The sequence below is a fragment of the Variovorax sp. DAIF25 genome (assembly GCF_050711835.1).
GTDB lineage: Bacteria > Pseudomonadota > Gammaproteobacteria > Burkholderiales > Burkholderiaceae_C > Variovorax.
The window spans coordinates 902,710-920,836 of sequence record NZ_CP136636.1; the positions used below are offsets into that span (position 1 = coordinate 902,710).

The following is an 18,127-nucleotide window of genomic DNA, read 5'->3' on the forward strand; positions in this document are numbered from 1 at the left end:
GGTCGCCCATGCCGTGCCGCGCGCCCCGTGCGCGGCACGGCGTGAGCGATCCCACGAGACCCTGGATGCGGAGGTTCCCATGTTGGACATGAGTCCCTGGCTGTGCCTGGAGTCGCCGGAGGCCGGCGGCCATACGGACCGCGAGGCGCACGAGGACGCGGGCAGCGCGCTGCGCGAGTTCCTGGTCGCGAACTACGGCCGGCTGCACCGGCGCCTGCTGCGCCATCTCGGCGATGCCGACCTGGCCAGCGACAGCCTGCACGACGCCTGGCTGCGGCTCGGCGACATGGCCGCGCCGGCGGTGCAGAACCCCGAGGCCTACGTCTACCGCACGGCCTGCAACGTGGCGGTGGACTGCCTGCGCCGCAACCGTCCGCAGCCGCATGTGGAGGATGGCGAGGCGCTGTTCGAGTTCCTGGTCGACCGCGCGCCGGGCCCGGAGTCGATCGCCGAGGCGCGCTCGGACGTGCACGCGGTCGATCGCGCCATGCAGCACCTGCCGCGCCGCCATCGCGCCGTGCTGGTCGCGCTGCGGCTCGAGGAGAAGACGCGCCAGGAAGTCGCGGACCGGCACCAGATCTCGCTGCGCAGCGTCGACACGGCGCTGCGCCAGGCGCTCGCGCACTGCGCGCAGGCCACGGGCCAGACGGTGCATGCGGGGATCGAACTGCGCGCGACCACCGCGCCGGCGCCGCGAAAAACACGCCGGCAGGCCGGCTCGAATTCCGCCGCGGCGCAGCCGGCCGCGCGGCACTGCCGCGCCTGAGCGGCGAATGTGACGTCTTCGCTCGACATGTTCGAGATGAAAGGGCACCGGGGTAGAGCAAAACGACTCATGCGGTGCGTCAGGGCGCGCGAATCCTCCCGAGTTCTTTCCATCAGCCTGACACGCGGCCCCGCCATGATTTCCTGCTGCAAACGGTAGCGACTGGAGCGAACGACATGGCCGCAGGGATTCTCGGACGGAAGCATCTGCGCCAGGCGCCGCAGCAGGGGTTCACGCTCATCGAGCTGATGGTGGTGCTGGTGATCATGGGCGTGCTCGCGGCGCTGATCGTGCCGAACCTCATGAACCGACCGGACCAGGCGCGCGCCATCGCGGCACGCCAGGACGTGGGCGCGATCATGCAGGCGCTCAAGCTGTACCGGCTCGACAACGGCGAGTACCCCAGCGCCTCCCAGGGCATCCGCGCGCTGGTGGAGAAGCCGGCCTCGGGCAAGATCCCGGCCAACTGGCGCAACTACCTGGAGCGCCTTCCCAGCGATCCCTGGGGCAAGCCCTACCAGTACCTGAACCCCGGCACCAACGGCGAGATCGACGTGTTCTCGCTCGGTGCCGATGGCGAGCCGGGTGGAGAGAAGGCCAACGCCGACATCGGTTCCTGGCAACTCTAGGGCCCGGACATGGATGGCGTCCGGGAGCGGCCCGCGGGCCTGCGAAGGCAGGCTCGCGAAAGACAAGCGTGCACCCGGCCGGCGCATGGGCAGCGCGGCATGGCCGTCGTTGCCGCGCTGCTCGTCGTCGCGGTGATCGCGGTGCTGGCGGGCGCGCTGCTCGAGCGGCAGACCGCGGCCATCCGCGCGGCCCAGTCGGCACAGACGCGGGCACAGGCGCAGTGGCTGCTGCGCGGCGAGGTCGGCCGCGCGCAGACCGTGCTGCGCGCCGCGGCGCAGCGCGCGCCCTACACCCGCCTCGACGGTACCTGGAGCCAGCCGGTCGACGGCCAGGTCCTCGGCCGGATCGAGGGCGAGCCGGCGCTGGCCTTCACCGAGATCGTCGACGAGCAGTCCAAGTTCAACCTGCGCAACCTCGTGAACGCCGGGCAGTTCGATCCGGTGGAGGGCGGCGTCTTCCTGCGGCTGTGCGCGATGGTCGGCGTGCCGCCGGACCAGGCCGGCCGCATCGCGCGCCGCGTGGCCGTGAGCCTGGTGGAGGCGGAACGGCGGCCGGCCGGCGCCGCACCGGTGGCGGAGGGCGAAGCCGCGGAGGAGACCGCCCGGCAGCTCGGCCTCGAGAGCCTGCCCGCGCGCGAACAGGCGCCGCGGCTGCGCACGGTCGACGACCTGCTCGCGGTGCCCGGCGTCGATGCCGGCAGCGTGGCGCGCCTGCGGCCCTATCTCACGGTGCTGCCGCAGCGCACCTGGATCAATGCCAACACGGCGCGTGCCGAGGTGCTGGCCGCGTGGGTGCCGGGCCTGTCGCTCGACCGCGCGCGTGCCGTGCTGCAGGCGCGCGACAACGGCCAGTGGTTCATCAACCGCGGCGATTTCGTGAACCGGCTGCAGATGCCCGGGCTCGACGAGAGCGCGGTCCTCATCGGCATCACCAGCCGCTGGTTCCGCCTCTCGAGCGCGCTGCAGACCTCGCGCACCACGCTGCTGATGCAGGCCCTGCTGTACGACGACAAGGAAGTGCTGCCCCAGGTGATGTGGCTGCGGGAGGGGGCTTGATGGAACGCGTGGACCTGCTGCGCCTGATGCTGCCGCCCGCGCGCGCCGTCGAGGCCGCGCCCGCGCCCGTGCGCTGCGCATGGCGCACGGCGCAGGGCTGGCAGGGCGCGACGCTGGAGAACCTGGCGGCGCTCGCCGCGCTGTCCACCCCTTCCCGGCCGCGGCGCGTCGAGGTCTGTCCGCATCCGGGCGACGTGTCGATGACCACGCTCGAGCTGCCGCCGCTGCCCGCCGCGCGCCTGCGCGTCGCGGTGCTCGGCGCGATCGAGCTGCTGGCGCTGGCCGCACCGACCGAACTGGCGGTGGGCATCGGTGCGCGCGATGGCACGGGCCGCGTCCCGGTGGCCTGGATGAGTGCCGAGGCGCTGTCGGCCTGCCTGCGGGCGTTGCGCCAGCACGGCCTGGCGGTGCAGGCGGTGCTGGCGCCGCCGGCCTTCCTGCCGGCACCCGAAGAGGGGCTCGCCGCGCTGCGCGTCGATGGCTGGGCGATCGTGCGCACCGGTGCCGGCAGCGGCATGGTGCATCCGCTGGCCGCGGCGCAGGCCGACCCGGTGCAGCTCGAAGCCCGGCTGCGGCCGTTGCTGCCAGGCACGCTGCCGCTGCACTGGCTGGCCGAATCCGAGGCGTCGTCGTTCGCCGGCAGCGGATGGGCGTGGACGCTGCCGATGGCCGCGAGCGGCGGCGAGGGCGCGGACCGGCGCTGGCTGCGCCCGGCCATCGGCTGGAGCGTGGCGACCGCCGCCGTGTGCCTGCTCGGCCTGCAGCTCCAGGCCGCGCGCGTCGCCGCCGAAGGCCAGGCCCTGACGCGCCAGATGGCGGCGCAGGTCAAGGCCGCGTTTCCCGAGCTGCCGGTGGTGCTCAACCCGCTGCAGCAGGCGCGGCAGTTGCGCGATGCGCGGCGCGCGGGCACGACCATGGGCGGCATCGAATCGGCGGACTTCGCCGCGCTCGTGCGCGCCTCCACGGCGGTGCTCGCGCAGGCCGAGGGGCAGGTGCAGGGCCTGGACTTCCGCGACGGCCAGTTGCGCGTGCGCTGGCGCGCGGGCGTGGTGCTCGGTGCCGACGAACTGAAGACGTTGCAGGCGAGCGCGCAGCAGCGCGGTCTGCAGCTCCTGCCCGAGGAGGGCGGCCTGCGCGTGGCGCTCGCCGAGACCAAGCAGGGCGGCGAGGGCGGCGTGGCACCGGCCGCCGCTTCGAAGACCGCCGCGCAGAACGGAGCCGCACCATGACGCGCCTGGCCGCCGCATCCTGGCAGCGCTGGACATCGCCGCTGCACGCGCGCCTGCAGCCGCTGCGGGCCCAGCTGCAGGGCCGCTGGAAGGCCCTGTCGCGGCGCGAGCGCGGGCAGGTCCTCGCGATGCTCTGCGTGGTGACGGTGGCGGCCGTCTGGCTGCTGGGCATCAAGCCGGCGCTGGACACGCTGCGCTACTGGGACGGCGAGCTGCCGCGCCTGCGCTCGCAGGCCGCGGCGCTCAAGGACGTGCTGGCCGACGTGGGCGGCCCCGCCGTGGTGGCGGGCGATGCCGCGCGCGACCCGGCCGGCCGCGTGCGCGCCAGCCTCGATGCGGCGGGCCTGGCCGGCGCCTACCGCTTGAGCGAGGCGGGTGCCGAGCTGCAGATCGAGATCGAACGCGCCGCGGATGCGTCGCGCGTCGCGGCCTGGCTGCTCGCCGCGCCCGGCGCGCTGGGCATGACGGTGAACAAGGCCATGTTGCAACGGTCCGAGGACGCCGGCCCCGATGGCCGGAACGACGTCCGGGCCACGGTCGCGCTGACGGCGCGGCCTCAATCAGGGAATCGATGATGATGCGAGCGGTGGCGGGAAGAACGGGAAGATGCTGGGCACTGGCGTGCCTGGCCCTGGCGGGGTGCGCTTCGACCGCCTCCACCGAGGCGCCGCTGTTCCGCGAGGGGAACTACGTCCCGAGCTCGGGCGCCGGGGCCGAGGGCGCGGCGCAGGCGCAGCCCGTGGCGGCGCCGGCCACTTCGGCCGCGCCGCCCGCGCGCGTGGTGCGCCCGACCGGGCAGGACCGCCGTGCCGCCGCGGCCACGCCGGCACGCACGGCTGCCACCGCGACGACGCTGGCGGGCGCCACCGGCAGCGACGACCGCTCGGTGCTGAACTTCGTCGATGCCGACATCCAGTCGGTGGTCTCCGCGCTGTCGCGCTTCCTGGGCCGCAACTTCGTGATGGACCCGCGCGTCAAGGGCCAGATCACGCTGGTCTCCGACGGCGAGGTGCCCTCGAAGACCGCCTACGACATGCTGGGCTCGGCCCTGCGCATGCGCGGCTTCACGATCGTCGACGTCGGCAACGTCAGCCGCGTGGTGCCGGTGGCCGACGCCAAGCTGCAGGGCGGCGCGGTCAATGCGCGCACGCCGGGCGGCGGCATCGCCACGCGCACCTTCAGGCTGGCCTACGAGAACGCCGAGGCGCTGGTGCCGGTGCTCAAGCCGATGATCGCGGCCGAGAGCAACATCGCGGCCTACGCGGCCAACAACACGCTGGTCATCACCGACTACATCGACAACCTCGAGCGCATCGCGCGCATCGTCGAGAGCATCGACACGCCGACCTCGCTCGACACCGATGTGGTCAAGGTGCACAACGGCGTGGCGGTGGACATCGCGGCGCTCGCCAACGAGCTGCTGCAGGGCGCGGGCAACGAGACCCGGCGCGACATCGTGGTGCTGGCCGATCCGCGTTCCAACAGCGTGATCGTGCGTTCGAGCAGCCCGGCGCGCACGGCGCTGGCGCGCGACCTCATCGTCAAGCTCGACAACTCGCAGGACGACCCCGGCAACCTGCACGTGGTGTACCTGCGCAATGCGCAGGCGACCTACCTGTCGGGCGTGCTGCGCGGGCTGCTGACCGGCGACTCGGGCAGCACGGCGCTCGGCAGCGGCGATGCCGCGCGCGCCACGCTCGGCGCCGGCGGCATGTCGGGCGGTGCCGGGGCGCCGGGCGGTGCGGGCCGCACGACGACGGGCACTTCTTCCACCTCCTCGTCTTCGTCGTCCTCCTCCTCGTCCGCGCAGGGCGGCGGCACGCGCGGCAGCACCGGCGGCAGCCGCTTCGGCGGCGGCGGCGCGCAGCAGGGAGGCTCGGGCAGCGGCAGCACGGGCACGGCCTTCTCGGCCAACGGCGTGACGGTGCAGGCCGATGCCACCACCAACACGCTGATCATCGCGGCGCCCGAGCCCATGTATCGCAGCGTGCGGCGCGTGATCGACCTGCTCGACCAGCGGCGCGCGCAGGTGCTGGTCGAAAGCCTGATCGTGGAGGTCACCGAGCAGGACGCGGCGCAGCTGGGCATCCAGTGGATGCGCAACAACGGCCGCTTCATCGGCGGCACCAACCTCGGCGGCGGCGCGGGCCTGAACACCAGCGCCACCAACACCATCGACCTGCTGCCCAAGGGCCTGAACCTCGGCGTGCTCGACGGCACGGTGAAGCTGCCCGGCGTGGGCGAGATCGCCAACCTCAACCTGCTGGCGCGCGCGCTGCAGACCAAGGGCGGCGTCAACATCCTCTCGACGCCGAACATCATGACGCTCGACAACGAGGCGGCCTCGATCATCGTGGGCAAGACCGTGCCCTTCGTCAGCGGCCAGTACATCACGCCGGGCGGCGGCGGCTCGGACAACCCGTTCCAGACCGTGACGCGCGAGGACATCGGGCTGCAGCTCAAGATCCGGCCGCAGATCTCCGAGGGCGGCACGGTCAAGCTCGACATCTACCAGGAGGTCTCGAGCATCGACGACCAGAACTCCGGCATCGCGGGCATCGTGACCAACAAGCGCGCGCTCGACACCAGCGTGCTGCTCGACGACGGCCAGATCATGGTGCTGGGCGGCCTGCTCGAGGACAGCGTCACCAGCACCACCGAGACGGTGCCGGGCCTGGGCACGATCCCGGTGCTCGGCAACCTGTTCCGCTACGACAAGCGGCAGCGCGCGAAGACGAACCTGATGATCTTCCTGCGGCCCTACGTGATCCGCGATGCCAATGCCGGCCGCGGCCTGACCCAGGACCGCTACAACTTCATGCGCACGCAGCAAAGCCGCGTGCAGCCGGGGCGGCACCTCGTGCTGCCCGACATGCCGGCGCCGATCCTGCCGCCGCCCGACCTGCCGGTGGCCGGCGCGGCCCCCAGGCTGGACCTGCGGCCCGAGCAGTGGAGCAGCACGCGCGAGCAGGGCCCGCCGCCCACCCGGAGCGAGCGCGAGGTGCACCAGCCGCTCGCGCCGAACGCGCCGCGCGAGCCCGAGATGCGCTCGCAGCTGCCCGCCAACGTGGGCGTGACCGGCGATCCGGCCGTGCTGTACGCCACGCCCGAGAACAACCGCAGCGTGCTGCAGGTGGCGGACCTCGCGCAGGAGCCCGACGCGGTGCGCATCGCCAAGCGCGTGCGCATCAGCGGCCTGCCCGCGTACATCGTGGCCGGCCCTGGCGGCATCGGCTACGCGGTGCGCGTGGACCTGCCGCGCGATGCGCGCGCGGTCGACACCGCGGCGGGCGTGCTGCGCGAGCTGGGCTACCGGCCCGAGATCGTGGTGGCGCCATGAATGCCGCGGCGCAGCCGACCTTGCCGCATGGCTGGGCGCGTGCGCAGCGCCTCGTGGTGCAGGGCAACGGCGAGGCCATGGCGCTGGTCCTGAGCCCGAGCACGCCGGGCTGGGCGCTGGCCGAGGCGCAGCGCCAGACCGGCCTGCAGGCCTGGCACGAGGTGTCCGAGGCGGAGATGGACCTGTTGCTGTCGACGCGCTATGCCGAGGCCGGCAGCGCCGCCGCCGTGGTCGGCGCGGCCGAGTCCGAGGTCGACCTGGAGCGGCTGATGCAGGACATCCCGGCCGTGACCGACCTGCTCGATGCGCAGGACGACGCGCCCGTCATCCGCATGATCAACGCACTGCTCGCGCAGTCCGCGCGCGACGGCGCCAGCGACGTGCACTTCGAGGCCTTCGAGACCCACTCGGTGGTGCGCTACCGCGTCGACGGCGCGCTGCGCGACGTGGTCTCGCCGCGCAAGGAACTGCATGCCGCGCTGATCTCGCGCATCAAGATCATGTCGCAGCTCGACATCGCCGAGAAGCGCGTGCCGCAGGACGGCCGCATCACGCTGCGCGTGGGCGGGCGGCCGATCGACGTGCGCGTGTCGACCGTGCCGACCGTGCATGGCGAACGCGCCGTGCTGCGCCTGCTCGAGAAGGACGCGGGCCGGCTGCAGCTCGAGCGGCTGGGGCTGGCGGGCGACACGCTGGAAGCGCTGACGCGGCTGATCCGCCAGCCGCACGGCATCGTGCTCGTGACCGGGCCGACCGGCAGCGGCAAGACCACCACGCTCTATGCCGCGCTGGGTCAGCTCGACAAGAGCGTGAGCAACATCCTCTCGGTGGAGGACCCGGTCGAGTACGACCTGCCGGGCGTCAACCAGATCCCGGTGCACGCCAAGATCGGCATGAGCTTCGGCGCCGCGCTGCGGGCCGCGCTGCGCCAGGACCCCGACAACATCATGATCGGCGAGATCCGCGACCTGGAGACCGCGCAGATCGCGGTGCAGTCCTCGCTCACGGGCCACGGCGTGCTCGCCTCGCTGCACACCAACGATTCGATCTCGGCGGTCACGCGGCTGACCGACATGGGCATCGAGCCCTTCCTGCTGTCCTCGTCGCTGCTGGGCGTGCTCGCGCAGCGGCTGGTGCGCTGCCTGTGCGTGCGCTGCAAGCGCGCCGAGACGCAGGCCGACGGCAGCACCCGCTGGGTGCCGGTGGGCTGCGGCCATTGCAACCAGACCGGCTTCAAGGGCCGCACCGGCATCCACGAGCTGTTCGTCATCGACGACGAGATCCGCCGCATCATCCACGACGGCGGCAACGAGCACGCCATGCGCGAGGTGGCGCGCCGCCGCGGCATGCGCACCATGCGCGAGGACGGCCAGCGCTGGGTCGCCGCGGGCATCAGCACGCCCGAGGAGATCCTGCGCGTGACGCGCGACGACAGCTAGCGCCGCACCCCATGCCACGCTTTCATTTCGAGGCCGCCAACGCGGGCGGGCAGATCCAGGCCGGCACGATGGAGGCCGAGTCGCAACGCGCCGTGCGGCTGCAGCTGCGCGAGCGCGGGCTGACCGCGCTGGGCGTGCACGAGGTGGCGGGTGGCGGCGGCTCGTGGTTCGGGCCGCGACTGAGTGCCACCGACCTGCTGTGGGCCACGCGCGAACTCGCGAGCCTGCTGGGCGCGCGGCTGCCGCTGGAGTCGGCCCTGATGGCCACCATCGAGCAGGCCGAGCAGAAGGTGGTGGCCGAGGCGCTGAGCGCGGTGTGCAACCACGTGCGCGGCGGCATGCGGCTGGCCGATGCGCTGGGCGAGCGGCCGCGCGATTTTCCCGCGATCTACCGCGCGCTGATCGGCGCCGGCGAGGACTCGGGCGAGCTGGCGCGCGTGATGGAGCGGCTGGCCGACTACCTCGAGGGCCGCGACAACCTGCGCAGCAAGATGCTCACCGCCTTCATCTATCCCGGCGTGGTGGCCTTCGTCTCGGTGTGCATCGTGATCTTCCTGCTCGGCTACGTGGTGCCGCAGGTGGTCAGCGCGTTCTCGCAGGCGCGGCAGGAGCTGCCGCTGCTGACGCGCGTGATGCTGGGCGCGAGCGGCTACGTGCGCGAATGGGGATGGCTCACGGCGCTGGTGCTGGGCGCCGTCTTCTCGCTGTGGCGCTGGTCGCTGCGCGACGACGCGGCGCGGCTTCGCTGGCACGGCTTCCTGCTGCGCGTGCCGATGGTGGGCAAGTACGTGCTGGGCGTGAACACCGCGCGCTTCGCCTCGACCCTGGCGATCCTGATGGACGCGGGCGTGCCCCTGCTGCGCTCGCTCGATGCCGCGCGCGAGACCATGGGCAACGATCGACTCAAGCAGTGCGCGGCCGACACCGCCGCGCGCGTGCGCGAGGGCGCGCCGCTGGCCTCGGCGCTGCGCGTGCAGAAGGTGTTTCCCTCCAACCTGATCCACCTGGTGGCGAGCGGCGAGAAGACCGGTGCGCTCGCGCCCATGCTCGAGCGCGCGGCCGCCAATCTCTCGCGCGACCTCGAGCGCCGCGCCACGCGGCTGACGGCGTTGCTCGAGCCGCTGATGATCCTCGGCATGGGCGCGGTGGTGATGCTGATCGTGCTCGCGGTGATGCTGCCGATCATGGAGATCAACCAGATGGTGAAGTAGGGCGCGGGCCGGCGCTCAGTCCAGCGCGATGACGCGGCGGTAGCGCAGCGCCGGCCCCGTGTCGGCGCGGACGCCCAGCGTGACCTCGAGCCCGGACGCCGCTGTGCGCGCCGCACCGCTGGTCGGCAGCGGGCGCCAGCCCTGCTCGGGCTCCCACGCGCGCATCTCGAAGAAGGCGATGCCCTCGAGCACCGCGACGCGGTCGGCGGCCTGCGGCGCGGGCAGCGGATAGCCATCGGCCGCCACGCCGGCCGCGCGGTAGAGCGTGCCCGCCTGCAGCCACCACTGCACGCGCTGCCAGCGCCCCGGCGCGGCGGGCGCGGCGCGCACCAGCTCGAGCAGGAACGGTCCCTGGCCCGAGCGTCGCGCCTCCATGCCCGGGGGCAGCAGCGTCAGCGGCAAGGGCGGCGGCGCGCCGCCGGCGGCCGCGGGCGCATCGTCGGGAGGCGGCGCGGCGTCGGCAGGCGAGGGCAGCTCGGTGGTGGTGCGCCATGTGAGATCGCGCTCGATCTGCTGCAGCGCGCGCGCGAGCCGCGCGGCATCTTCCGCGCGCTCGCGCAACTGGGTGTCGGCGCGGCTCATGCTGTCGAGGCCGCGCCATGCGATCAGGCTCAGCACCGCCATGATCGCGATCGCGATCATCGCCTCGATCAGCGTGAAGCCCGCGGTGCGCGGCTTCGCCCGGGACCGGCGCGCGGCTCTCATCGGCGGCTCTCGGGCAGCCGCGACTGCAGGCTGGCCAGGCTGCGGTCGCTGTCGCGGCCCAGGTAGACGTCGACCGCGACGGCGCGCATGCCGTCTCGCGACGGCGCGATCTGCACCCGGCAGACGAAGGCCAGCTCGCCCTGCGGGCAATCGACCTGGCGCAGGCCGGGCGGCGGCAGCGATCCGATGCGCAGCTCGGCCAGGCTGTTCTGCGCCGACAGCAGCGCGAGCGACTGCCGCTCGAGATGGCCCTGGTTGCCGACGGTCTGGCTGGTGATGCGCACGAAGGCCGCGAGCGCGATGCTGATGATCGCCAGCGCCACCAGCACCTCGATCAGCGTGAAGCCGCGGCCGGGCCGCCCTGCGCGTAGCCGGGGCGAAGGCCGGTGCGAAGCTCGGTGCGCGCCCATGCCTCACTGCACCCGGAAGCCGCCGGTGGCGTCGCGCACGATGGCGACGCGGTAGCGGCCGCTGCGCAGCTCGAGCGACCAGGGCGTGCCGATCCACTCCGATGTCAGCAGCACCGGCGCCGCCGGCGAGACCTCGACGATGCCGGCGCGCCACCGGCGCGGACGCAGCGCGTCGTCGCGCACGAAGCGGTCGAGCTCGCCGCCGGTCGTGACGCCGGGCACCACGCTGCCCGGCGCGCTGGCCCAGGTGCCGCGCACGAACTGGTAGCCGTCGCCGCGTGCTTCCCAGGCGATCACGCGGCCGTCCACGTGCACCTCGTGCTGCGCAGTCGCGAGCCGCACCGCGAGTTCGCGCGCATCGAGGCGCAGGGGTTCGGCGGGATCGGGCGCGGCGCTCAGCGAGATCGCGGCCATCGCGATGCCGATGATGACCAGCACCACCATCACCTCGATCAGCGAGAAGCCCAGATGGCGGCGAAGCGGTTTCATACGAGGCGAAAACGCCATGGCTTGGGGCATGAAGGGACGCGCGGAGCGCGCGGTTCGCGGCGATGGTAGGCATCGAATGTGGCGTTGACATGAATTGCCAACATGCATCTGTTAAGACCGGTGGTTCCGCTGCGACCGCGCAGCGCCCGCACACGGAGGAATTGCACCGATGACCCGAACATGGCCAACGTGGAATGGGCCGGCCTGGGCCGCGTCGCCGCGCGCCGCGCATGCGCTGGGCGCGGCGCTCTTCGTCGCCTGCGTGTGCCTCTGGGCCTATGCGCTGCACGTGCCCGCCGCGCCGCCGCCGCAGGCCCCGGTCGCCGCGGCGACGGCGGCGGGCGATCCCGCGGCCGAAGCGGTGGCCGGCTGGCTGCGCCCGGGGCCGCTGCGCCTGAACGTCACGGTGGTCGGACTGATGCGCCGGCACGATCGCGCGGTGGCGGTGCTGACCGTCAACGGCGCGCCGCCCAAGGCCTTCATGACCGGCGAGCGGCTGCTGCCCGACGTGCGGCTGGTGGCGATAGACGCCGACGCGGTGACCATCGAGCGCGCGGGCGCCACCACGCGCATCGTGGCGCCCGTGCTGCCCGACCCCGGCCCGCCGGGGATCGTCCGGGTCCGCTGAGGGGCCCGCGCCTTTTTCCTGCGGGTTTGCCGATCGGCGCTCGTCTAGAGGAATCGGTGGGTGTCTCCCGGCCGGGAGGCGCCGATCGCCGCGCGCGGATCGTCCGCGTGCGATGTGGCGGTGTGGACGAGGAGTCTGGATGAAGAAAAAGAACCCAAGGGAAAAGTTCTCTTCTGGCCTTGCCAGGAGCGTATCGATGCAGACCCTGGACAAGGAGCTGTCCAGGCACGTGGAGGTCGCTCGAACCGAGCCGGTGCCGGTGGAGCGGTACGGCGTCCCCTGGGTGTGGATCGTGTCGCACCCGCTGTGGGTGGAGGTCGATCGCCTGCAGTCCTTCGTGCCCGACGACCATGCGCTGGTCGCGCTGCGCGAGGCCATCGACAGCACGCTGGCCTACGAGGGCAGCGTCCTGAACGAACTCACGCGCGAATGCACGAGCGGCGTGGACGCGCGCGTGATCATGCGCGCCTGGCTGCTGCAGATCGTCTATTCGCTGGCCGACCCCAAGCGCGTGCGCGAGGGCCTGGGCTACAACATGCTGTGGCGCTGGTTCGTGGGCTTCCTGCTGCGCTCGGAGCCGCTGCCCGAGGCACGGGCCTTCATCCACGACATCCGCATGGTCAGCGCGCATCCGCAGGCGATCGACATCGTGCACCGCTGCCTCACGCACGGCGCGCTGGCGGACGTGGACACCGAGGAGTTCAGCATCAACTACGGGCTGCTGCACACGCTGCGCGCCCACCACCATCTCGAGGCGCGGCGCATGGAGGTGCCCGATCCCGTGCTGCGGACCCGGCGCGAGCACGGCGGCCAGGCGGTGGCGGGGTAGCGGGCGCCCGCGCGCTCCGCAGTCCACCGCGTGCCGCCGCTGTCACATCGGTGCAACCTCGCGCGCCGATGCTGTGCGTTTTGCATAGGGTTCTCGTGCCGTGCTGACGCCAACCTCTGTTTCCCTGTCCGGTGCCCGGCATGCAGAACGCGGATCGCAGGGCGCCTGCGGTCGGGCATGGCGGGAGGGTGGACCGTGGGACGCGCCGTTGCGTGCGACCTGACGGACCGGTTGGCGGCTTGCGCTTGCGTACTGTGGATGGCGATGGCACCCGCCCTGGCGTCGACGACCGCTGATCCCGTGGCCGCCGCCGTGCCGGCGCCCGTGCAACCGCAGCCACTGGCATTCGACATTCCCGCGCAGCCGCTGGCCTCCGCGCTGGAGCGCTACGCGGTGATCGCGGACCAGACCGTGCTGTTCAGCGATGCGCTGGTCGCGGGCCGCGTGTCGGCCCCGGTCCAGGGCCTGCACCTGCCGCGCATGGCCCTGGCGGCGCTGCTCGAGGGCACCGGCCTGACGGCCGAGAACCCCGGCGGCAAGCTCCGCGACGCCTTCGTGCTGCGGCCGGTGCCGGTGGAGATCGGCGCCGTGCCGGCCATCGTGCCGGGGCTGGACCGGCGCTACGACGGCCTGGTCCAGACCCGGGTCTGGGAAGCGCTGTGCGCCGATGCGCGCACCGCGCCCGGCAACTACCGGGCCTCGCTGCGCCTCAACGTCGACGCCGAGGGCCGCCTCGAGGCGCCGCGCCTGATCGGCACGACCGGCAATGCCGCGCGCGACCGGGCCATCGTCGCCGCGCTGAGCGGCCTGCGCATGGACCATCCGCCGCCGCCCGAGCTGCGCCAGCCGCTGCTGCTGGTCATCCTGCCGCGCGAGCGCGTGGCGGGGCGCGCCTGCGAAGCCGGAGCCGCGTCATGACCGGGAACGTGCTGCCGATCCTGCGCAGCGTGCTGGTGCAGCGCTACACGCAGATCAAGCAGAGCCTCTCGATCCAGCTCGGCAGCCCCGACCTGGCGGGCGACACCCTGCACGAGATCTGGCTGCGCCTGCAGCGCGACAGCCACCTCTCCGGCCCGGTGCTCAATCCGCAGGCCTACCTGGTGCGCATGGGCGTCAACCTCGCCATCGACATCCGGCGCAGCCAGAGCCGCATGCTGTCGGCCGAGGACGTGCAGGAGCTGATGGCCGTCATGCCCGACCCCGCGCCGGGCCCGGCCCAGGTGGCCGAGGCGCGCTCCGAGCTCGAGGCGCTGAAGGCCGCGCTCGACGAGATGCCGGCGCGCCGGCGCGAGATCCTGCTGCTGGTGCGCTGGGAGCACTGGCCGCAGCGCGACGTGGCCAAGCGCCTCGGGATCTCGCTGCGCACCGTCGAAAGCGAGCTCAAGGCGGCCCAGGAGTACTGCGCGGCACGGCTGCTGCGGCGGCCGTAGCAGGCCGGCATGACGGCCGTGCGATTTTTTTCAGCGGTTTTGCGGTCCGCCAATCGTCTGGTACTGAAGGACGGCCGCGGCAATGGCGCGCGGCCCTTCGCCCGGCCCGAGGTGGCCGCTTGAAAATCGATGCAATGACCACACCCGACGATCGCGGCGAGCTGCCTGATGTGCTCAAGGATGCGCAGGCCTGGGTGCGCAAGCTGGGTTCGGGCCGCGTCAGCGAATGGGAGGCGCAGGCGTTCCGGCACTGGCGCGATGCCGATCCCGCGCACCTTGCGGCCTTCCAGCAGGCCGCGCGCCAGTGGCAACTGCTCGAGCGGGCCGCGAGCAGCGTGCTGAGCACCAACGCGGAGGCCGCGCGCCACCACCGCAGGACGCTCAACCGCACGCCGCTCGGCCGGCGCGCCTTCCTGGGCACGGCGCTCGGCGGAGCGGCGGTCGCGGGCATCGTCGCCTATTCGCCGCTGGGCATGTGGCCCGCCGCCGAACAGTGGGGCGCCGACTACCACACGGCCGTGGGCGAGCAGCGCGAGCTGTCGCTCGAGGAGCGCGTGAGGGTGACGATGAACACCCGCACCAGCCTGCGCCGGGTCAGCGACCAGGGCGAGAGCGTGGGCCTCGAGCTGCTCGACGGCGAGGCGGCGATCGAGGTCTCGGACGCGGCCAGGCGCTTTCGCGTGGAGGCCGGCGCGGGCCGCGCCGTCGCCACCGGCGCGGCGGGCTTCGAGGTCCGGTACCTCGACGGGCGCACCTGCGTCACCTGCCTGCACGGCCAGGTCGGCGTGGAGCATCCCGCGGGCCGGCGTCTGCTGCAGGCGCGGCAGCTGGCGCTGTACGACGGCCGCATGATCAGCGAGATCGCCAACGTCGATCCCGAGGGCGTCTCGGCCTGGCGCCGCGGCGAGATGGTGTTCCGGCAGACGCCGCTGCCCGTGGTGCTCGACGAGATCAACCGCTACCGCCCCGGGCGCGTGCTGCTGGTGGGCGAAACCCTGCGCGCGAAGACCGTGACCGCGCGCATCAAGGTCGCGGACATCGAGACCGCGCTGCTGCAGATCCAGCACAGCTTCGACCTGGTCGCGCGGACCTTTCCCGCGGGCGTGCTGGTGCTGAGCTGAGGGGCGGCGCCTTGCGTGCCCCGGGACACGCGCCGCGGGACGCGCCGTGCTCAGGCGAAGGGCGCGCTGGCCACCTCGTCCATGAGCCACTGCGTGAACGACTGCAGCGCCGCGCTCGGCGCGCGGTCCGCGGGACGCACGAGGTAGTAGGCGCTTCCCGGATCGACGGTGTGCGCGAACGGCGCCACCAGCAGTCCGGCATCGAGGTCCTCGCGCACCAGCGCCGTGAAGAACAGCGCGAAGCCATGGCCGTCGAGCGCGGTGCGGCGCAGCGCGTGGGAGTCGTCGATGCGGGTGGTGTCGAGCGGGCCCGCGTCCACGCCCGTGTCCACGCCCGCTGTTGCGAACCAGGCGCTCCAGTGCGCGGCATCGAACTCGTGGAACAGGCGGCGGCCGCGCAGGTCGCGCGGCCTGGGCTTGCGCGGCAGCGTGGCCAAGCAGGCCGGGCTGCACACGGGCGTGAGCGTGCCCGGCACGACCAGCCGGGCCTCGACGCCGGGCCAGCGCCCGTCGCCCCAGCCGATGCCGGCATCGACCGGATCGCGCAGGAAATCGGCGGGCTGGTAGGCGTGGTGCAGCTGCAGGTGCAGCCGCGGATGTCGCGCCCAGAGCCGCCCGAGGCGCGGCGTGAGCCAGCGCGCCGAGAAGTACGGGGCGACGCTCAAGGTCAGCGTGTCGGGCCGAGCGGCGCGGCGCAGCCGGTCGATCGCCGCCTCGAGGCCCTGGAAGCCCTGGGCGCAATCGGCGCAGAGCTGGCGTCCCTCGGCCGTGAGCTCGATGCGGCGGTGCGAGCGCAGCACCAGCGGCATGCCGAGCTCGGTCTCGAGATGGCGCACGTGGTGGCTCAGGGCGGATTGCGTGACGTGCAGTTCCTCGGCCGCGCGCTTGAAACTGCCGTGGCGGGCCACCGACTCGAAGGCGCGCAGCTTCGTGAGCAGGAACAGGGGCAGCGGCATGCTGGCGATCCTAGGAGTGAGTTTGCTTCACGTCAACGCAGAACGAATCAATTGAACGAAGCAAGGCGGCTTCGCAGAATTCCCCTTCACATCAATGAAGGAGATTCACATGAGCAACCAGCCTGCCGCGTTCGAGATCGCGAAGGGACCGCGCCGCGTCATGACGCTGAGCGAAGCCGAAGTGGCGCGCCTTCTCGATCCGCGCGCACTGCTCGACGGCCTGGAGGACGGCTTTCGCGCGCTGGCGCGCGGCGAGGTGCAGTCGCCGGCGCGGCCCGAGCTCACGGTGCCGGGCCAGGGCTTCTCGCTCGCGATGCCGGCATGGCGCCCGGGCATGCAGATGGCGATCAAGGTGGTCAACGTCTTCGACGGCAACCTCGCGCTCGGGCTGCCGAACCACCTCGCGATGATCCTGCTGTTCGAGCCCGAGACGGGCATGGCCTCGTGCGTGATGGATGGCACCTTCATCACCGGCATCCGCACGGCCGCTTCGGCGGTGCTGTCGGCGCGGCTGCTGGCGCGCCCGGACGCGCGCGTCGCGACCATCGTGGGCGCGGGCGTGCAGGCGCGCGAGCACCTGCGGCTGCTGCCGCTGGTCCGCGACCTCGAGCGCATCCATGTCTGCGCACTGCATCCCGAGGAGGCGCGGCGGCTCGCGGCGCGGCATCCGCTCGCGCGGGCCGGCGAGGACATCGAGGCGGCCGTGCGCGACTCGGACATCGTCTGCCTCGCGAGCCACAGCGCCCAGCCCGTGATCCGCCCCGAGTGGCTCAAGCCCGGGGCCCACGTGTCCTCGGTCGGCTACCACCCGCCGGCGGGCGAACTGCCGGTGGAACTCGCGCGCGAGGCGCGCCTGTTCGTGGAAACGCTCGATGCCTTCGAGCCCGTGCCCGTGGGTTGCGCCGAGCTCGCGGGCTGCGACCGCCGGCGCGCGACCACGCTCGGCGAGGTCGTGCTCGGCAGCGCCCCGGGCCGGCGCGATGCGCGCGAGATCACGGTCTACAAGGCCATGGGCATCGCGATGGAGGACATGGTGGCGGCCAACCTGGCCCATGCGGCCGCGCTGCGCGAAGGCGGCGGTGCGGTGATGGCGTGGTGAGGAAGCTCATCCGACAGCGAGGCTCTGTAAAGTCGCGGGCAGTCTTCGCAACGCCATGAGCCCTTCTTCCTTGAACTCCATCGATTTCGACCTCACCCGCTTCGACGCCGCCATCGTCGACCTCGACGGCACCACCATCGACACGCTCGGCGATTTCGCCGTGGCCCTGAACCGCATGCTCGAGGACCTCGGCCTCGCCGCGCTGCCGCGCGAGCGCATCGAGCTGATGATCGGCAAGGGCTCGGAGCACCTGATCCTGTCGGCACTGCAGTACGTGGCCGCGGCGGAGGGTGCCGACGCATCCGCCGCCCTGGCGCGCGCGCAGGCGCAGTTCGACCGCGGCTGGGAGCGCTACCAGCACCACTACCTCGCGATCAACGGCCAGCATGCGGCGGTGTATCCGGGCGTGGTCGAGGGGCTGCAGGCGCTGCGCGAACGGGGGCTGAAGCTGGCCTGTCTCACGAACAAGCCGACCGCCTTCGCGAAGCCGCTGCTGGCCCAGAAGGGGCTCGACGGCTTTTTCGAGCGCGTGTTCGGCGGCGATGCTTTCGAGCGCAAGAAGCCCGATCCGCTGCCGCTCTTGAAGACCTGCGAGGCGCTGGGCACGCAGCCCGCGCGCACGCTGATGATCGGCGACTCGAGCAACGACGCGCGTGCCGCGCGCGCGGCCGGCTGCCCGGTGGTGCTGGTCAGCTACGGCTACAACCACGGCGAGCCGGTGCGCGCGGTCGATGCCGACGGCTTCGTCGATTCGCTGGCCGAACTGGCGGCGCCGCGCGCCTGAGGCGCT

19 protein-coding genes are annotated in these 18,127 nt (G+C 72.8%); 15 read left to right on the forward strand and 4 right to left on the reverse strand.

Annotated features, from left to right (window positions below; all coding sequences use genetic code 11):
• The first annotated feature begins 79 nt into the window (after positions 1 to 79).
• The 8 genes from R0232_RS04090 to gspF all read left to right on the forward strand — a co-directional run bounded on the left by R0232_RS04090 (position 80) and on the right by gspF (position 9,670).
• The gene (locus tag R0232_RS04090; protein WP_431511313.1) at positions 80 to 766 is read left to right on the forward strand and encodes an RNA polymerase sigma factor; all 687 of its coding nucleotides are present in this window, start codon (positions 80 to 82) and stop codon (positions 764 to 766) included.
• A 176-nt stretch (positions 767 to 942) separates the two neighbouring features.
• Complete coding sequence (gspG, locus tag R0232_RS04095) at positions 943 to 1,395, forward strand: type II secretion system major pseudopilin GspG (protein ID WP_398492902.1); 453 nt, start codon at positions 943 to 945, stop codon at positions 1,393 to 1,395.
• Positions 1,396 to 1,494: 99 nt separating this feature from the next.
• Positions 1,495 to 2,451, forward strand: a complete 957-nt coding sequence (gene gspK, locus R0232_RS04100) for a type II secretion system minor pseudopilin GspK (RefSeq protein ID WP_431511314.1) — start codon at positions 1,495 to 1,497, stop codon at positions 2,449 to 2,451.
• The gene (gspL, locus tag R0232_RS04105) at positions 2,451 to 3,680 is read left to right on the forward strand and encodes a type II secretion system protein GspL (RefSeq protein WP_431511315.1); all 1,230 of its coding nucleotides are present in this window, start codon (positions 2,451 to 2,453) and stop codon (positions 3,678 to 3,680) included. The genes gspK and gspL overlap by 1 nt, the downstream gene beginning before the upstream one ends.
• Positions 3,677 to 4,255, forward strand: coding sequence for a type II secretion system protein GspM (gene gspM / locus R0232_RS04110; RefSeq protein WP_431511316.1), 579 nt, complete (start codon positions 3,677 to 3,679; stop codon positions 4,253 to 4,255). The genes gspL and gspM overlap by 4 nt, the downstream gene beginning before the upstream one ends.
• Before the next feature lie 11 nt (positions 4,256 to 4,266).
• Positions 4,267 to 7,020: a type II secretion system secretin GspD gene (gspD, locus tag R0232_RS04115; RefSeq protein ID WP_431511317.1), complete on the forward strand. Its 2,754-nt coding sequence runs from the start codon at positions 4,267 to 4,269 to the stop codon at positions 7,018 to 7,020.
• Positions 7,017 to 8,459, forward strand: coding sequence for a type II secretion system ATPase GspE (gene gspE / locus R0232_RS04120; RefSeq protein ID WP_431511318.1), 1,443 nt, complete (start codon positions 7,017 to 7,019; stop codon positions 8,457 to 8,459). The genes gspD and gspE overlap by 4 nt, the downstream gene beginning before the upstream one ends.
• Before the next feature lie 11 nt (positions 8,460 to 8,470).
• On the forward strand, positions 8,471 to 9,670 hold the full coding sequence (gene gspF / locus R0232_RS04125; RefSeq protein WP_431511319.1) for a type II secretion system inner membrane protein GspF: 1,200 nt from the start codon (positions 8,471 to 8,473) through the stop codon (positions 9,668 to 9,670).
• Positions 9,671 to 9,685: 15 nt separating this feature from the next.
• Here gspF and R0232_RS04130 read toward each other — a convergent pair whose 3' ends face one another.
• From R0232_RS04130 to R0232_RS04140, 3 genes are read right to left on the reverse strand one after another with little or no spacing between them, the layout of a single operon-like run.
• Positions 9,686 to 10,375 (reverse strand): prepilin-type N-terminal cleavage/methylation domain-containing protein, encoded by a 690-nt coding sequence (locus R0232_RS04130; RefSeq protein WP_431511320.1) that lies wholly within the window; start codon positions 10,373 to 10,375, stop codon positions 9,686 to 9,688.
• Positions 10,372 to 10,785 carry a type II secretion system minor pseudopilin GspI gene (gspI, locus tag R0232_RS04135; RefSeq protein ID WP_208512695.1) on the reverse strand — a complete coding sequence of 138 codons (414 nt, stop codon included), beginning with the start codon at positions 10,783 to 10,785 and terminating at the stop codon, positions 10,372 to 10,374. Before gspI ends, R0232_RS04130 begins: the two co-directional genes overlap by 4 nt.
• A gap of 3 nt (positions 10,786 to 10,788) precedes the next feature.
• Complete coding sequence (locus R0232_RS04140; RefSeq protein ID WP_208512694.1) at positions 10,789 to 11,274, reverse strand: prepilin-type N-terminal cleavage/methylation domain-containing protein; 486 nt, start codon at positions 11,272 to 11,274, stop codon at positions 10,789 to 10,791.
• 169 nt (positions 11,275 to 11,443) lie between these two features.
• Here R0232_RS04140 and R0232_RS04145 point away from each other — a divergent pair, with 169 nt between their 5' ends.
• The 5 genes from R0232_RS04145 (at position 11,444) to R0232_RS04165 (ending at position 15,282) form a co-directional block, all read left to right on the forward strand.
• Positions 11,444 to 11,902, forward strand: coding sequence for a hypothetical protein (locus R0232_RS04145; protein ID WP_431511321.1), 459 nt, complete (start codon positions 11,444 to 11,446; stop codon positions 11,900 to 11,902).
• Between the two features lie 196 nt (positions 11,903 to 12,098).
• On the forward strand, positions 12,099 to 12,731 hold the full coding sequence (locus tag R0232_RS04150) for a transposase (RefSeq protein WP_431511322.1): 633 nt from the start codon (positions 12,099 to 12,101) through the stop codon (positions 12,729 to 12,731).
• A gap of 264 nt (positions 12,732 to 12,995) precedes the next feature.
• Entirely contained in the window at positions 12,996 to 13,649 is a 654-nt protein-coding gene (locus R0232_RS04155; RefSeq protein WP_431511323.1) for a TonB C-terminal domain-containing protein, read from the forward strand.
• Complete coding sequence (locus R0232_RS04160; protein ID WP_208513373.1) at positions 13,646 to 14,161, forward strand: RNA polymerase sigma factor; 516 nt, start codon at positions 13,646 to 13,648, stop codon at positions 14,159 to 14,161. Before R0232_RS04155 ends, R0232_RS04160 begins: the two co-directional genes overlap by 4 nt.
• A 134-nt stretch (positions 14,162 to 14,295) precedes the next feature.
• Positions 14,296 to 15,282: a FecR family protein gene (locus R0232_RS04165; protein ID WP_208513372.1), complete on the forward strand. Its 987-nt coding sequence runs from the start codon at positions 14,296 to 14,298 to the stop codon at positions 15,280 to 15,282.
• A gap of 50 nt (positions 15,283 to 15,332) precedes the next feature.
• Here the strand turns inward: R0232_RS04165 and R0232_RS04170 are convergent, their stop codons facing one another.
• Complete coding sequence (locus tag R0232_RS04170; RefSeq protein ID WP_431511324.1) at positions 15,333 to 16,238, reverse strand: LysR substrate-binding domain-containing protein; 906 nt, start codon at positions 16,236 to 16,238, stop codon at positions 15,333 to 15,335.
• Between the two features lie 109 nt (positions 16,239 to 16,347).
• Between R0232_RS04170 and R0232_RS04175 the strand changes: the two genes are divergently transcribed.
• Together R0232_RS04175 and R0232_RS04180 are read left to right on the forward strand one after the other, a co-directional pair.
• The gene (locus R0232_RS04175; RefSeq protein ID WP_431511325.1) at positions 16,348 to 17,337 is read left to right on the forward strand and encodes an ornithine cyclodeaminase family protein; all 990 of its coding nucleotides are present in this window, start codon (positions 16,348 to 16,350) and stop codon (positions 17,335 to 17,337) included.
• Positions 17,338 to 17,392: 55 nt separating this feature from the next.
• Complete coding sequence (locus R0232_RS04180) at positions 17,393 to 18,121, forward strand: phosphoglycolate phosphatase (protein WP_431511326.1); 729 nt, start codon at positions 17,393 to 17,395, stop codon at positions 18,119 to 18,121.
• The last annotated feature ends 6 nt before the right edge of the window (positions 18,122 to 18,127 follow it).